We start from the raw sequence: 14,504 nt of genomic DNA on the forward strand, positions 1-14,504 counted from the left end.
CGCGCATCCTATCCAAGTATTCAAAGTTTCCGCCGCAAACGGAATCGCAGATCTTTTTGCCGCAGCCGACCTTGATGCGACCTGGCAGAATCCTCTCTTTCGAGAAGCGGCGGACGAGAATCAGTGGGATAGCATGCAACATGGTGTGGAGGCATTTTCGTGACTAAGCAGCAGGGCAAGACAGAGAAGCTGGGTATAAACACACGGCTCGCTCACGACGGTTATCAGCCACGCGACTATCATGGCTTCGTCAATCCACCCGTTGTCCGCGCCTCGACTGTGCTTTTTCCAGATGCGGAAACGATGGTGACCGGCGGCCAGAAATACACCTATGGTACGCGCGGCACGCCGACCAGCGATGCACTTTGCGCAGCAATCGACGCGCTGGAAGGTTCGGCGGGCACTGTCTGCGTTCCATCCGGGCTCGCAGCGGTTACCATTCCGCTTCTCGCTTTCCTGTCGCCGGGCGATCATGCGCTGTTTGTCGATTCGATCTACAATCCGACCCGTCATTTTGCCGATACCATCCTCAAGCGCATGGGCGTGGACGTCGAATATTACGATCCGGAGATCGGTTCCGGCATCGCAAAGCTGATGCGACCGAACACCAAAGTCGTGTTTACGGAATCACCGGCATCCAACACTTTCGAGATGCAGGACATTCCGGCCATCGTTGAAGAAGCGCACAAGGGCGGCGCCATCGTCATGATGGACAATACATGGGCAACCCCGCTTTATTTCAAGGCGCTCGATTTCGGCGTGGACATCACCATCCACGCCTCGACCAAATATCCATCCGGCCATTCCGATATTCTGTTCGGCACGGTTTCGGCCAACGAAAAATGCTGGCCGCAGCTTCTGGAAACCCACGGAACGCTTGGACTGTGCACGTCGGCTGACGATACCTACCAGATCCTGCGCGGCATGCGGACCATGGGCGTGCGGCTGGAACATCATCGCAAGAGCGCACTGGAAGTTGCGCGCTGGCTTGAAAAACACCCGGCTGTCGACCGTGTCCTGCATCCGGCACTGGAAAGCCATCCCGGCCATGAAATCTGGAAGCGGGATTTCTCCGGCTCCTCCGGCATTTTCTCCTTCGTGCTTGCCAGTGGCGACCAGAAAGAAGCGCATGCGTTCCTTGATGCACTGAAGATTTTCGGCCTTGGTTATTCCTGGGGCGGCTATGAAAGCCTCGCCGTTCATGTCCGTCTCAATGACCGGACAGTAGCAAAGGGTGACTATCCGGGACCGGTGATCCGGCTGCAGATCGGGCTCGAAGACGTGCCGGACCTCATTGCAGATCTCGAAAAAGGTTTTGCAGCGATCTAAGCCGGTTTTGCGGCGGTCACCTTGCGTGACCGCGCACGCACCGTCTTCTTTGCCGCCTTCAAGGGTTTCGGCTCTATTTCGGAGAGCCCTTCCACAACAGCCTCTATCATGGTGCAGGCAACGAAATCCGCCTGTATTTCTTCCCGCAGTTCTTCACGGTCAGCCGAACGAGCTTCATTCGGATCATGCCATAACACCACGCCTATACGCACAGAGCGCCGTAGCCGTCGCAGACGGCGTACGGCAAACCGGGCGTGGCGCGCCGCCTGCCGGTCCAGAAAGCAGATAATCAGCGTATCCCTTCCGGAAATATCCAGAGCCCTGAGATTGGCAGGCTTGAGCGCATCATGCGCGACGGCTTCTGCTGAAGCGCCCTGTACGGCAAGCACCTGCGCCAGCATGATCGCAGCCGTATCGTCGAGCCCTTTCCTGCCCCCGAATGTCAGAAGCGACCGGCCCTCGCCGGGCGGAAGCTCCAGATCGGATGCGCTGCCATCACCGTCCGGATTCTCAATCGCTATCTCTTCGTCATCGCCTTCTTCCTCGCTTGCAATCTGTTCCAGATTGGCCACCAGCGTCTTCGTGCTTTCGGCAACGATCTGAAGTTGCGGCTCTGTCAGAACGCCACGGAGACGGTCCCGTTCTGCCATCAGCAGCGCCGGAATAGCGACCGAGCCGTAAAACTCGACCAGATACTTACGCTCCAGCATTTCCTCGGCATTGTCCGTAGCCTCATCCGGATCGCCGGCCAAAAGGCGTTGATACAGACGTTCTTTCGGATCAAGCACAGGTTCGTTGCCAAACAGAATTTCCAGAAATTCAAACTGCGGCACGTGACGTCCCAACACCACAAGGCAGACCGTCAAGGGCGTTGACAGAACAAGCCCGACAGGCCCCCACAGCCATGTCCAGAAGATGGCAGATACAATGATCGCAAGCGGTGAAAGGCCGGTGCGAGAGCCATAAAGCCACGGCTCGATCACATTGTTTATAAGAAGCTCAATGATGACGAAAAGCCCGATCGTCCAGAGCAACAAGCTCCAGCCCGGAGCAACGGCAAAGGCGAGGAACAGCGGCAGGATCGCCGCAATGACCGGACCGATATAGGGAACGAAGCGCAAAACGATCGCCAACATTCCCCACAAAGCCGCATTCGGGATACCCAGAATCCAGAGCCCGAAAGCGAGAGGCACGCCATAGGTGATATTCACCACAAGCTGGGTCAGCAGATACTGACCGACCCGCTTTCCCGCATCCTGCAAGGCTTCGGTTGTGCGGTGAAGATCACCGTAGCCGACCAGCCTTATGAAGCGATCCCGCAGTTCCTCCCGTTCGAGCAACATAAAAATCACAACAACAACGACAAGACCCGTTGTCGCCAGCGGGCCGATAAGTGGTTCGATGATGCTCCGAAGCGTTTCAACCGGATGGCGCGGTGCAAATATCTGGACGAGGAGCGGCTTTTCCTCCGGCTGGTCGGAAGGCAGAGCCTGTGTTTTTTGTTCGGGCCTGTTGATTTCAGTGCCGATGCGCTCGGCAAAACGGTTGAGCCTGTCAAAGAAGCTGTTGTCGGAGCTTGCTTCCTTGAGGGTCCTGATCTTCTCGATGATGTTGTATTGATAGAGCGAGATATTCTGCCCGACTTCGGAGACCTGAAAGGCAACCACGGCGCTGAATACAGCCACGATCAGGAAACCACCCGCCACGCTGGTAATCACGGCGAACAGTCGCGGAAGACCGGCCCTGCGCAGAAAAGCGACAATCGGCGCAAGCGCAAATGTCAGCAGCACCGCTATGGCAAGCGGCAAAAAGACGTCTTTTGCAAAGTAGAGAATAGCAACGGCCACAGCCATTGCCGCCAAGGTTGGCAAGCGTGGCGGTGCCGTCGTGACAGAACGCACCGCAGAATCCGGGTTGTTGATGCTCTCCATGAACCCCTCTTCAGCCGTCTTGGAATATTCGGCTTGTTAGCCGCAATAACTGGAAAAGGAGGCATTCGGTTCCATATACGCCTGAAACAGACATCAAGTTAATTAGCGGATACTAATAATAATATTTCCCACAATATGATTGTGTTCATAGAAGTAAATTTTAATACAATCAAAATATCGGATATACATTGAATTCGGTTAGTACTGGGAATATGTGGGGACCTGCTTTGTCGTTAATATCAGCCAAAAACCTTATCAATCTAAGCTTATGCAAGTATCTCCTAACTCTACTTTTGGTGGTGGTTTCGTCGGGTTCATACGCTCAGCAGACACCCAAGCCTGTAGAGGTCGGCGTCTATGTCAGCGAGCCATTCGTCAACAAGCAGGGCGATTCTTATTCCGGCATGGCAATCGATATCTGGCAGGATATCGCCACCCGGATGAACCTTGCTTCGAAATATGTGGAGTATCCGAACTATACCGAACTGGTGAAAGCAGTATCGGAAGGTAAGGTTGAAGCCGCCGTCACCAACCTGACCATCACAGAACAGCGCGCCGAGATCGTCGATTTCACTCATCCATGGTTTGATGCGGGCTTGCGCATCATGGTGCATACCGAAGCGGGCAACGGCTGGGACGATTTAATCAATCGCCTTGATGATGCCGGGCATCTGGTGACCTATGGCTGGATTCTGGGTATCCTCATTGCCGCCACTGTATTGCTGACGATCTTCGACAGGCGTTTCGATGAAGGTTTTCCGAAGCGCTGGCGCGAGGGACTGGCGGAAAGCTTCTTTCACGTCGTTTCCATTGCAACATCTGGCAAAACCTCGCGGAAAAACCTGTTCGGCTGGATGGGGCGCATCTGGCAAACGTTCTGGATGGTATTCGGCATAGCGATTATCGCCTACCTGACCTCATCGATTACAAGCGTGATGACCATCGCCCATATCGACAACAACATTTCGAGCCTTTTCGACCTGCAGGGAAAATCCGTTGGCGTACGCGCAGGCAGCGTCGCCGAACAATTCCTGAAGTCCCGCTCCATCGCGACAGTGCCTTTCGACCATATGCCGGAAGCCGTAAACGCACTCGTCAGCGATGAAATTGCGGCCATAGTCGGCGACGGTCCAGTGTTGGAATATTACGCCCACCAGCACGTCGATCAGCCTGTCGATCTGGTCGGCAATATATTCAGTCCGGATAAATATGGCTTTGCCTTTCCGCGTCATAGCGAACTTGTCAAACCCGCGAGCGTAGCAATCATCAGCGCCCATGAGAATGAGGAGGTCGCCAAGCTGAAAGCCAAGTATTTTGGCCCGGAGAACTGATGGTGCAGACATGAAAAAGGCGGCCATTGGCCGCCTTTCTTCCAACCCTTCGACTGATTTACCGGCCCGCGACAATGGACGAAATGATGCCGGTTGCGATGCTGATCATCATGTAATCGTTGTTGACCTTGACCCAGTGATAGCCGCGCGGCGGCTTGCGCAGCTTGTAGCCCGAATAGTTGTTCACGACGTGACCGCGATAGTTTGGCGGCAGGCGGTTGCCCTTCTTCCAGCTCTGGTGACGGCGGTTGTCATATTGACGCGCGTCATATTTCGGACCGCCCTTGTGCATCTGGCTGTGAGACGGCTTGCCATGATGCGAAGGATAGGATTGCGCCATCGCAGCAGGCGCTGCGAGAAAGGAAAAGGCAGTAAGAGCAATAAGGATCGGCTTCATATCGGCTTCCTTTGTTATGTTCGATGAAGCGAAAATACGTCTGCCAATGTGAATGCCAAGTGAATGCTCTCATTAAATAAATTTAATGATTTCATATAATTAGTTTTCGTGAACCCGCACCCTGCCCGAAGACTGCTTCACACTTTTCGCGATACGCCCTCGTCCCAAGCCATCAACATGCATTTCCCATCCGTCTAAAATGCGCTAGGAAGAGGCCAAATTCGTGCGCATTCCCTTAATGGGATACGTGTCAGAGGACTACATCATGATGAACTGGGTTTTCATTTTGCAAGGCGTTATCGCGATAGGATTGGCCGGGCTGGCCATTGCAGTCATTCTGCGCCATCGTCGCCATTGACGCTGTTTCGGTTTGCGATATTTTTCGTACGGACCCATTAGTCCCGACGCAACCGAACACGAAATCAATCGTTTAAGCTTTATCTGACATTTTCTCAGGAGGAGACAGGGATGCGGAAAGTGGCGCTTGGGTTGGTTGCTTTGCTCGCAATAACGGGCTGCACAACCACGGAAAAGGATATTTCGATCGGCACCGGCGCTGGTGCCATTATCGGCGGCATTGCCGGTGGCGGACGCGGCGCGCTTATTGGTGCTGGCGCGGGCGCGTTGGGCGGCCTGCTGGTGCGTGAACTGCGCAACGGCAATTGCCAGTATCGCGACCGTCACGGCCGCATGTATGTGGCTCGCTGCAGGCGATAGTCCCAGCAATCAGCCCAGCAATCAGCAAGCATCATCGAAAGCGCCGGTTCTCCGGCGCTTTTTTGTTGTTCGACGTCCACAACCTGCCTGGACGGTTTGGAACCTTCATTCGCCGATATCGTTTTAGAAGCAATAGAGACAGTTCAGGGAGAACTCCGATGAAGCTTGCTCTCAAAGCCGCCCTCATTGCTGTGGGTGTATTTGCGGCGGGCGCAGCGCAGGCGGCGAACGCCATATCCACCACCAATCTCAATATTCGCACCGGCCCCGGCACGCGCTATGCAACGCTGGGCTCCATCCCCAGCGGAGCGCCTGTGACCGTGCAGGGCTGCACATCCGGCTATGGCTGGTGCCAGGTCAGTTACGGCCCGACCTATGGCTGGGCGTCTTCGCGCTATCTGGCATTTCGAGAGGGGTCATCTGGCGGTTATTCCGATGATTTCGGCCGAACAGCAGCGCTCATCGGCATTCCGCTCATTGCAGGCGTCGCCATAGGCTCAGCTCTCGATGACCGCGATGATTATTGGTATCGTGATCGCCGATACTATCGGGACAGACACTGGGATCGTCGTGGATGGCGTAACCGTCCCGACTGGCACGGACGGCCCGGCAATCATGGGCCGCGGGTTTACATGAGACAGCGTGGATCGGACGGCCCGCATGGGCAATAACTGACACGGCAACAAAAACGGAAACGCCGCGAAGTGCTTTGCGGCGTTCGCTTGTTCCATCTTTGCTGGATGGCCGCGCGGAATCTTATTGCGCCTTCAGGTAAACTTCGTGCCATAGGGTAACGAGGCCAGCTTCGTTGAACTTCAATAGCAGCATCGCTTCGAATTGGTCGATGGTTCCATCAAGACGAATGACGGTTGCCGCCATTGCCAGCACAGCCGAATTCTCTTCAGCAACCACCTCTTGCACATCATAGTCAATCCTACGGATCGTGCTGCGAAAGCTATTGAGAAAATTCAAGTAATTGGAGTGGTTGGCGGGATGCACACGACCATTTGCCTTGACGACAAACCGATCCGAGAATTTCTCCGCGACGATTGCCTCGGTAAGCGTTCCACCCTGGACCAGATGCTTTCGATTCCAGTCCAGAAGCTCCAGCGCCAATTGTGCTGACGTTTGTTTTTGCAGGATGAACCTCCGGGGAATTAGTAATTGGGATGGCTGACATGCCGAATATGAAGACCGCAACATGATCTTCACAAATCAGCTTCCGTTACGGGACAGCGGAAATTTTTCGAGAAATTATGGACCTTTAAAGGCAATTTTCTACCGGCCAATCTGAAGTTTTCACAACCTTATTGCGATTTGATATAATGCGGTGCGCCAGACATTTTTCGGTCGCATTTGTTGGTGAAGTGCCGCGCTCCCTATCGTCACCATCCGGTGAAGCGCATGGGACGCCAACACATAAAGGCTGGAGGCAACATGGACCAAACAGCGAATGCCGTTCATAAAGCAGCGGTTGGACACATACCCGCATTTATAACTCCCCCTGGCCAAACCGACGTGCTTTTGAACATCGTCATTGTTTTTCTGGTCTGCGTGGTGTTTCTCACCGGGATTCTCTATCTGAGACTTCATGCACTCCCCGAACACATTGCTCACCGGACACACAAAGTCCAAATTCAGCTTGTCGCTGTATTGGGATTGATAGCGCTCTTCACTCACAATCAACTATTCTGGATCGCAGCGCTTCTGCTGGCTATGACTGAGCTGCCAGACTTCCTGTCGCCGGTTACATCAATGGCCAGGTCTCTCCGCATCATTTCTCGTCGGGGACTTCATCTGACAATTCCACCCTCCCCGCCAGCGGCAACCATCACCACCGGCAATGATGTTACACCGCAAACTGCGACGGCCACCTCGCAAAATCCGGTTGATCCAACGGCTGCGGCCGACACGGAGGCGCCCCTCAACACCGATCAGAACAAGCCGGAGCAGAAATAATGTTCGAATTCTTGCTTTGCTCCATGGTCACCATACTTCCGGATTACCTCTACCGTCGATTTGGTCAGGGGAAACGGATCGGGCGCGAGATTACAGTCTATTCCGTGTGGTTTGAGCTCAGATGGGGGATCACGGCTTGCCTCATCCTCACGGTCTCTCTGATCACCATGATTTTCTATTACCATCCATCGACATCCAACGTTACGGCTGCTTTCCGAACGGTCACAATCCTTCCGGAAATAGGCGGACGGGTCGATGAAGTCTACGTCACTCGAAACCAGAAGGTCAAAGCTGGCGAGCCGCTCTTCAAACTCGATGACAGCAAACAAAAGGCGGCGCTGGAAACAGCCAGGAAGCAGATCGCCGAAATCGATGCCGAAACGATTGTCGCCAAAAGCGATCTCGTGGCATCCGATGCCCGGATAAAACAAGCAGAAGCAGCCTTCGTCCAAGCGCAAAACGATGTAGATACCCAACTCGAACTGCAACGCCGCAACCCCAATATTGTCGCGCGCAAGGACATTGAACGTCTCCGGTCGATAGCGGATGGCAGAGGTAGCGAACTGGCAGCGGCAACGGCCAACAAGCAGACACTCGAAACGAAGATCACCACACTGCTTCCGGCACAGCGGGCAAGTTCAGAGGCTTCTGCTTCCCAGGCAGAGGTGGAACTCGGCAAGACGGTCGTGAAGGCAGGCGTTTCGGGAACCGTTCAACAATTCACGCTGCGCGCCGGAGAGGTCGTCAATCCATTGCTGCGTCCTGCCGGGATACTGGTGCCGGAAACAGCAGGCCGAACAGCCCTTGTTGCCGGTTTCGGGCAGATCGAAGCACAAGTTATGAAGCCCGGCATGATTGCCGAAGCCACGTGCATCGGAAAGCCGTTTACCATTATTCCGATGGTCGTAACCGAAGTACAAGATGTTATCGCTGGCGGACAGGTGCGAGCGAGCGACCAGTTGGTTGATATTCAGCAATTGGCTAAACCGGGAACGATCACGGTAACCCTCGAACCCCTTTACGAAGGGCAGTTGGCGGACATCCCTCCAGGCAGTAGCTGTGTCGCGAATGCATACACAAGCAACCATGAGGAATTGCAGTCTGGCAGGGCCGGGACGATGCGATCGATGTTCCTGCACGCTGTCGATGCCACAGGCCTTGTCCACGCGATGATCTTGAGAATTCAGGCTGTGATGTTGCCGGTGCAGACACTTGTCCTTTCCGGGCACTGATGTTCTTTGGATACAAATAAGGAATTGGGGGAGTCGATTGCGACTTCCCCTTTTTAGAGCGCATCCCGAAAAGCGTGAAACGGTTTTCGGAAAAAATGTGCATTAAAACAAGTACTTAGATCGTCGATCTAATTCGATCAGATCGAAACGCGCTCTAAGCGTGCTCCGAAAATAGTCTCGCACTTTTCGGGATGCGCCCTGAATTTCGCGACACAGTGCCAGCCTTCACCTCGAATTCAAGGTGTTACACCTCAAAAAAAGCTAAGGCATTTCAGAACGTTAAAGGGGGGAAAAATCGAAGTGGCGATCCCGACAGGATTCGAACCTGTGACATTCAGCTTAGAAGGCTGACGCTCTATCCAACTGAGCTACGGGACCTCGCCTTTCGAAAAAGGTCGAAATACTTCGATGAATGCAAGGCTTTGCCAGCAAAGCCTTGATGAACTATCTCAATGCCCGACCTGAAGCAATTGTCAGGTCATACAGGCAATCAATGCGTCCAGGGTATTGTCCGGTCGAAACGGAAATTGTCCGAATAAGAAACCTTGCGGCGCTTCGGCTCGTTCGGCTCGATAATACGGTATGCGATGCCGTTGCGCTTTGCATAATCAACAGCTTCTTCCTGAGTGGCGAAGAACAGTCGAATCTGGCTCTTCATATCGCCGGAAGAAGTATAGCCCATCAATGGCTCGACCATACGGGGGCTTTCCGGCTCAAACTCCAGAAGCCACTGGTCTGTTTTAGCCTGACCGGACTGCATTGCAGTCTTAGCTGGACGGTAAATACGTGCAACCATTTGAAGAACCCTGAACTACTCTCTTGCCCCACACAGGAGCTGAAAATCCACCAAGCCAATAGTTTACACGCGAATGCATGTCAACGCGATAAAGACACACGCCATAGCCTGAGCCAAGGCGTTTATATATCGATCGATTCAAATCTTGGGGAAGATGGTCGGAGCGGCAGGATTCGAACCTGCGACCCCCTGATCCCAAATCAGGTGCGCTACCAGACTGCGCTACGCTCCGTCGCTGTTAAGCGGGTGCGGCTTCACTAGATAATCAAACGAGATAAAGCAAGAGGCAAATTTATCAGATTGCGCTTTTTCCTTTCAATCCGAACAGGATGGCCGGAAGAGCCGCCTTTTGCAGACCATTTTCCACTTGAATACCAGTGCGCGCCGCCCGATTACAACCGGAGGCGGCAGACATCAGGCCTCCCGCAAGCGATTGAGGCGTCTTCTCGTTCGAAAATAGCAGAATCAGCGAATTGACAGCTCTGGTAAAGTGAGCTTACCAATTATCTGCATACTTAAATTAGCTATTCGTAATTTAACTACCGTTCGGGGGAGAGCGGTCGTTCAAAGCATATCCGTCGAAAAAATTGCGACGGCGCATTTCAGATCTAGGAGAGGGACTGCACACATCCAGGAAGGGAGGACCGATGCCCTGGAATCAAGTATATGACCCGTTGGGAAGCATGTTCTGGTCTACATTGCTTGCCGCTCTGCCCATTGTCGTCCTGCTGGGCGGTATCGGCTTTTTCCACATCAAAGCGCACACTGCGGCCATACTTGGTCTTCTGACGGCGCTTGTCATTGCGGTCGTCGGCTTCGGAATGCCTGCCGACATGGCGGGGGCCACCGCCGTTTACGGTGCCGCCTACGGTCTTCTGCCCATTGGCTGGATCATTCTCAACGTCATCTTTCTCTATCGGCTGACAGAACAGACCGGCCAGTTCAATATTCTGCGTGATTCCATTGCCGGTATCACGCCGGATCGTCGTCTCCAGCTTCTCTTTATCGCCTTTTCGTTCGGTGCCTTCTTCGAAGGTGCCGCAGGTTTCGGCACACCTGTCGCCGTGACGGCTGCGATGCTGATGGGGCTGGGTTTCGCTCCCCTGCCCGCGGCTGGCCTTTCACTGATCGCCAACACGGCGCCAGTTGCCTTTGGCGCACTTGGAACGCCGGTCATTGCGCTTTCGGCGGTGACCGGAATTGACCTTTTGCAACTCTCCGGGATGATCGGACGCCAGCTTCCGTTCTTTTCCGTCATCGTGCCCTTCTGGCTGATATGGGCCTTTGCCGGTCGCAAAGGCATGCTGGAAGTCTGGCCTGCATTGCTGGTGGCAGGTGTTGCCTTCGCCGTTCCGCAATATCTGGTGTCCAATTTCCATGGACCATGGCTGGTGGACGTGATCGCGGCGATCTGTTCGATGGCGGCTCTGGCAGGCTTCCTGCGCATCTGGCAGCCGAAGCGAATCTGGACCTCGACCGGCAAGGAAGGCGAAGCGGATTCGGCCCCTATGCCAGCGCCGCCGAAGCATTCCACCGGAACCGTTTTCCGGGCCTGGACGCCCTGGCTTATCCTGTCGGTGTTCGTGTTCCTCTGGGGCACGCCGCAATTCCGGACATGGCTCGATTCGCTCTGGGTCTGGAAAACGCCGATCCCCTATCTGCATAATCTGGTGTTCAAGGTTCCACCCGTCGTCGCCGAAGCGCATTCGGAGGCTGCGATCTATACGCTCAATCTGCTTTCGGCCACCGGCACGGGCATCCTGCTGTCGGCGGTGGTGGGCGGGCTTGTGCTCGGCTTCAACCCGCTGAAGCTTTTGAAGGAATACGGCAAGACCGCCTACGTGGTTCGCTTCTCGCTGATCACGATCTCGGCGATGCTGGCGCTTGGCTATGTCACGCGCTATTCGGGCACCGATGCGACCCTCGGCCTCGCTTTCGCGCAGACCGGCTGGGTCTACCCGTTCTTCGGAGCGATGCTCGGCTGGCTTGGTGTCGCGCTGACAGGGTCCGACACGGCGTCGAACGTCCTGTTTGGCGGCCTGCAGAAGATCACGGCGGAACAGCTCGGCCTGTCGCCTGTCCTGATGGCGGCTGCAAATTCCTCCGGTGGCGTGATGGGCAAGATGATTGACGCACAGTCCATCGTCGTCGCCTCAACCGCGACGCAGTGGTACGGGCATGAATCGAAGATCCTGCGCTATGTGTTCTTCCATTCCATTGCGCTGGCCGCACTCGTCGGCCTTCTGGTAATGGCTCAGGCCTATCTGCCGCCATTCACCTCCATGGTCCCGACCGAAACACTACCGGCCATCACGCACTGACGTGAAGTGACCGACAGACGAACCCACGCGAGCCCCCTCGCGTGGGTTTTCTGCTTTTCTGCGAAGCCTCTCGGGGGAACAAAATCGCACGCGCACGCGTTTTCACTTCACTACCAATAGGCTGGAGACTGAATGTGAATAGAAACGGGCTTTATCTGATTATTGGCGCGCTGATTGTCGTGGCTGCGGGTCTTGCGGTTTATGTCTATCGTGAAGAGACCAAACCCGCCGGAATCGAGATGAAAATCGGAGAAGGTGGTGTTTCCATTCAGGAAAACTGAAATCGGCAAGACGTTATAAACATATAAACCGATTAAGATTTCAAACGCTTACGCTTTGTGATGCAACATTTCGGACTTCGCCATGTTATTTGGGGCACCAAATAAAACGGAGGACCGAAATGGGTATCCAGACTGTTTCCGACGAGCTTTATCGTCGTCATGAACGCGAATGGGCAGAGCTGCGCAACGCAGTTGAGGCAAGCGAAGCCAACCAACGGCAGCAGGAGAAGGCATCGGGCCAGACCTCTTGCGATGACAAGACGTCTGGGCACCAGTAAGTCTTCACCAATCTACCTTGAAACGCCGCGAAAGCGGCGTTTTTTGTTTCCGCTTCATCGTTCCAGCGTTCGCGCCAGACGCTGCGGTAACCAAATGCGAAGGAACAATTGGTAGCGTCTCCCCATCGCGATTCGAACAGGAGACAGACGATGGCTGCACGGAAACGCACCACCCGCTCGCCCCAGCGCTCCACAAAGCGCTCGGCCAAGTCGTCGGGCAAATCTTCCGGCTCGTCCACCCCCGTTCTCGCACTTGCCGCAATTTTGGGCCTAGGTGCCTTCAGCCTGTGGGCAACCTCCCAGCACAAGAGCCCGCAAGCCGCGATAACAGCCCTGTTCCAGCGCCCCGCTTCCAAGCCGAATACCCAGCCCGCAGCACGAACCGAGCCAAAGGCGACAGTCACCAGCAAAGCACCCGAAAATAAGGCGCCGTCGAAGGATTACGGCGCCGCTGTCGGCCCTGTACCGCGTCCATCGGCACCCGTTGTGGCGGCACCGGCACCGCAAAAGCCGGTGCAGCAGGCAGCAATCCAGACCGCCACCCCGCCGCGCCCCACAAATCAGGTTGCCGTATCCCCGCCCGCCGCTGCGCTACGCTCCATGCCGCCGCGCGGCGTCAACACTCCGGCAAGCTCCCCATCGGTGATTTATGCCAAGGCGCGGCTCACCATCCATAAGAATGCCTGGGACAAGTCGCCATCCATCGGCGTCGTGGAAAAAGGTCGCGAGATGCGCTCCTATGGGAAGACCGGACGCTGGCATCGCGTGATCGTCCCGAAGACGAACATGATCGGCTGGGTGCACGAAGATCAGCTTATCGGCGGGCGCAACAAGCCTGACAGTGCAAGCCTTATCACCGGCTCGATTGCCAGGAAGACGCAAACTGCAACGGCAGCCGCACCAAAACAGGCTCCAAATCCAGCGCATTCACGCATGGAGCCGCCCAAAGCTGTCGGCCAGAAAAACTAGAGCGGTTCCGGTTAAAACGGAGTCGCTGGAACCGCTCTATCTCTTTGTTTTACGCATGTCTTTATCCCAAAACCGGTTCCCACTTTTGGGAGACATGCTCTAATCCAGACCACGCGCCATTGCTTCGAGCTGCCGGTCGCCCGGCAGATAATCGAATCCTGCTTCAATCAGTGATGAACTGTCTGCGACCAGATCACCATAAAGCTGGTCGTAGAGACCGCTTTTGCCCGCTGCCGATAGCAGGAGCCGCATGAAGACCGGCGGAACGGGTACAAGACGCAAAGGCTTTCCCAAGGCAGCACGCAGCTTCGTCACGAGTTCTTTTGTGGAGCGCGGTTGCGGCTCAGCAAGATGAAACACCCGCCCGGCAACCTTTTCGGCAGGCGCCACGCTTAAAAATGTCAGCGCATGTGCGACGTTTTCAAGCGACACGAAACTGCGCCTGTTGTTTGCCAGACCGAACGGCAACGGCAATCCGCTGTTGCAGAGCTTTATCAAGGCTTTCAGGTTCGCCCGCGCTCCGGGACCGTAAACGAGAACCGGGCGCGCGATGACGATCTCGATCCCGTTGATCTCGCGCAGATCGGCTTCCGCCTTCGCCTTGGCACGGCCGTAATCATCACGCGGCTTCAGTGGCATGTCCGGCCTCAGCGGCGACGGGTTTCCCACAATCGTATAGATCGTGGATACAAACACGAAGCGCTTTACGCCGGTGGCTTTTGCCTTGGTGGCGAGTTCCACGGCCAGTCGATGATTGACCGCATCGAATGTATCTGCATCCGGTCGTTCCGCGCCGGTGCGGTGAGCAAGTGCTGCACAATGAACGACAGTTTCCACACCTGAGAAATCCGGATCAGACAGTTCATTCCGGGACATAGGCAGGACTTCATGCCCTTCCCCGGTTAGCACTTGAGTGAGTGCGCTTCCGATAAAACCACCCGCTCCGGTGACCGCTATCTTCAT

At 55.1% G+C, this 14,504-nt stretch carries 15 protein-coding genes and 2 tRNA genes; 10 read left to right on the top strand and 7 right to left on the bottom strand.

The features are described from left to right. Positions 1-159 precede the first annotated feature (159 nt). Positions 160-1,329 (top strand): cystathionine beta-lyase, encoded by a 1,170-nt coding sequence (locus tag ACYSN1_RS03130; protein WP_461724348.1) that lies wholly within the window; start codon positions 160-162, stop codon positions 1,327-1,329. Here ACYSN1_RS03130 and ACYSN1_RS03135 read toward each other — a convergent pair. Further along, the gene (locus tag ACYSN1_RS03135; RefSeq protein ID WP_461724349.1) at positions 1,326-3,260 is read right to left on the bottom strand and encodes an AI-2E family transporter; all 1,935 of its coding nucleotides are present in this window, start codon (positions 3,258-3,260) and stop codon (positions 1,326-1,328) included. The genes ACYSN1_RS03130 and ACYSN1_RS03135 overlap by 4 nt on opposite strands. Before the next feature lie 296 nt (positions 3,261-3,556). Between ACYSN1_RS03135 and ACYSN1_RS03140 the strand changes: the two genes are divergently transcribed. Next, positions 3,557-4,591 carry a transporter substrate-binding domain-containing protein gene (locus ACYSN1_RS03140; protein ID WP_461724350.1) on the top strand — a complete coding sequence of 345 codons (1,035 nt, stop codon included), beginning with the start codon at positions 3,557-3,559 and terminating at the stop codon, positions 4,589-4,591. 58 nt (positions 4,592-4,649) lie between these two features. Here ACYSN1_RS03140 and ACYSN1_RS03145 read toward each other — a convergent pair whose 3' ends face one another. After that, positions 4,650-4,988 (bottom strand): RcnB family protein, encoded by a 339-nt coding sequence (locus ACYSN1_RS03145; RefSeq protein WP_461724351.1) that lies wholly within the window; start codon positions 4,986-4,988, stop codon positions 4,650-4,652. Between the two features lie 468 nt (positions 4,989-5,456). Between ACYSN1_RS03145 and ACYSN1_RS03150 the strand changes: the two genes are divergently transcribed. Together ACYSN1_RS03150 and ACYSN1_RS03155 are read left to right on the top strand one after the other, a co-directional pair. Beyond that, complete coding sequence (locus ACYSN1_RS03150; protein WP_012092366.1) at positions 5,457-5,705, top strand: YMGG-like glycine zipper-containing protein; 249 nt, start codon at positions 5,457-5,459, stop codon at positions 5,703-5,705. Positions 5,706-5,863: 158 nt separating this feature from the next. Then, positions 5,864-6,376, top strand: coding sequence for an SH3 domain-containing protein (locus ACYSN1_RS03155; RefSeq protein ID WP_461724352.1), 513 nt, complete (start codon positions 5,864-5,866; stop codon positions 6,374-6,376). An 85-nt stretch (positions 6,377-6,461) separates the two neighbouring features. Here ACYSN1_RS03155 and ACYSN1_RS03160 read toward each other — a convergent pair whose 3' ends face one another. Further along, entirely contained in the window at positions 6,462-6,908 is a 447-nt protein-coding gene (locus tag ACYSN1_RS03160; protein WP_461725261.1) for a hypothetical protein, read from the bottom strand. Positions 6,909-7,142: 234 nt separating this feature from the next. On the opposite strand from ACYSN1_RS03160, the gene ACYSN1_RS03165 reads away from it, so the two are divergent. Both ACYSN1_RS03165 and ACYSN1_RS03170 read left to right on the top strand, forming a co-directional pair. Next, positions 7,143-7,664 carry a hypothetical protein gene (locus ACYSN1_RS03165; protein WP_461724353.1) on the top strand — a complete coding sequence of 174 codons (522 nt, stop codon included), beginning with the start codon at positions 7,143-7,145 and terminating at the stop codon, positions 7,662-7,664. Then, positions 7,664-8,896, top strand: a complete 1,233-nt coding sequence (locus ACYSN1_RS03170) for an HlyD family secretion protein (RefSeq protein WP_461724354.1) — start codon at positions 7,664-7,666, stop codon at positions 8,894-8,896. Before ACYSN1_RS03165 ends, ACYSN1_RS03170 begins: the two co-directional genes overlap by 1 nt. Before the next feature lie 301 nt (positions 8,897-9,197). On the opposite strand, the gene ACYSN1_RS03175 is transcribed toward ACYSN1_RS03170, so the two are convergent. From ACYSN1_RS03175 to ACYSN1_RS03185, 3 genes are all read right to left on the bottom strand, one after another. Beyond that, positions 9,198-9,274 (bottom strand) — tRNA-Arg (locus tag ACYSN1_RS03175). A 112-nt stretch (positions 9,275-9,386) separates the two neighbouring features. Beyond that, entirely contained in the window at positions 9,387-9,692 is a 306-nt protein-coding gene (locus ACYSN1_RS03180) for an ETC complex I subunit (RefSeq protein WP_140019810.1), read from the bottom strand. Between the two features lie 155 nt (positions 9,693-9,847). After that, positions 9,848-9,924: transfer RNA gene (locus tag ACYSN1_RS03185), tRNA-Pro, on the bottom strand. A 415-nt stretch (positions 9,925-10,339) separates the two neighbouring features. Between ACYSN1_RS03185 and ACYSN1_RS03190 the strand changes: the two genes are divergently transcribed. The 4 genes from ACYSN1_RS03190 (at position 10,340) to ACYSN1_RS03205 (ending at position 13,541) form a co-directional block, all read left to right on the top strand. Beyond that, on the top strand, positions 10,340-12,013 hold the full coding sequence (locus ACYSN1_RS03190) for an L-lactate permease (protein ID WP_461724355.1): 1,674 nt from the start codon (positions 10,340-10,342) through the stop codon (positions 12,011-12,013). 134 nt (positions 12,014-12,147) lie between these two features. Then, positions 12,148-12,294: a hypothetical protein gene (locus ACYSN1_RS03195; protein ID WP_010661698.1), complete on the top strand. Its 147-nt coding sequence runs from the start codon at positions 12,148-12,150 to the stop codon at positions 12,292-12,294. A 119-nt stretch (positions 12,295-12,413) separates the two neighbouring features. Next, positions 12,414-12,572 carry a hypothetical protein gene (locus ACYSN1_RS03200; protein ID WP_010661697.1) on the top strand — a complete coding sequence of 53 codons (159 nt, stop codon included), beginning with the start codon at positions 12,414-12,416 and terminating at the stop codon, positions 12,570-12,572. A gap of 150 nt (positions 12,573-12,722) precedes the next feature. Continuing rightward, positions 12,723-13,541, top strand: a complete 819-nt coding sequence (locus ACYSN1_RS03205) for a hypothetical protein (protein WP_461724356.1) — start codon at positions 12,723-12,725, stop codon at positions 13,539-13,541. A gap of 99 nt (positions 13,542-13,640) precedes the next feature. Here ACYSN1_RS03205 and ACYSN1_RS03210 read toward each other — a convergent pair whose 3' ends face one another. Further along, positions 13,641-14,504, bottom strand: a complete 864-nt coding sequence (locus ACYSN1_RS03210) for an NAD-dependent epimerase/dehydratase family protein (protein ID WP_461724357.1) — start codon at positions 14,502-14,504, stop codon at positions 13,641-13,643.

This window comes from Brucella sp. LJL56 (genome assembly GCF_054871705.1).

Excerpts from the sequence above, each read along its gene's own strand:
- ACYSN1_RS03165 (WP_461724353.1), top strand. The coding sequence starts at position 7,143 with ATGGACCAAACAGCGAATGCCGTTCATAAAGCAGCGGTTGGACACATA.
- ACYSN1_RS03160 (WP_461725261.1), bottom strand. The coding sequence starts at position 6,908 with ATGTTGCGGTCTTCATATTCGGCATGTCAGCCATCCCAATTACTAATT.
- ACYSN1_RS03170 (WP_461724354.1), top strand. The coding sequence starts at position 7,664 with ATGTTCGAATTCTTGCTTTGCTCCATGGTCACCATACTTCCGGATTAC.
- ACYSN1_RS03155 (WP_461724352.1), top strand. The coding sequence starts at position 5,864 with ATGAAGCTTGCTCTCAAAGCCGCCCTCATTGCTGTGGGTGTATTTGCG.
- ACYSN1_RS03205 (WP_461724356.1), top strand. The coding sequence starts at position 12,723 with ATGGCTGCACGGAAACGCACCACCCGCTCGCCCCAGCGCTCCACAAAG.
- ACYSN1_RS03210 (WP_461724357.1), bottom strand. The coding sequence starts at position 14,504 with ATGAAGATAGCGGTCACCGGAGCGGGTGGTTTTATCGGAAGCGCACTC.
- ACYSN1_RS03150 (WP_012092366.1), top strand. The coding sequence starts at position 5,457 with ATGCGGAAAGTGGCGCTTGGGTTGGTTGCTTTGCTCGCAATAACGGGC.
- ACYSN1_RS03190 (WP_461724355.1), top strand. The coding sequence starts at position 10,340 with ATGCCCTGGAATCAAGTATATGACCCGTTGGGAAGCATGTTCTGGTCT.
- ACYSN1_RS03180 (WP_140019810.1), bottom strand. The coding sequence starts at position 9,692 with ATGGTTGCACGTATTTACCGTCCAGCTAAGACTGCAATGCAGTCCGGT.
- ACYSN1_RS03145 (WP_461724351.1), bottom strand. The coding sequence starts at position 4,988 with ATGAAGCCGATCCTTATTGCTCTTACTGCCTTTTCCTTTCTCGCAGCG.
- ACYSN1_RS03135 (WP_461724349.1), bottom strand. The coding sequence starts at position 3,260 with ATGGAGAGCATCAACAACCCGGATTCTGCGGTGCGTTCTGTCACGACG.
- ACYSN1_RS03200 (WP_010661697.1), top strand. The coding sequence starts at position 12,414 with ATGGGTATCCAGACTGTTTCCGACGAGCTTTATCGTCGTCATGAACGC.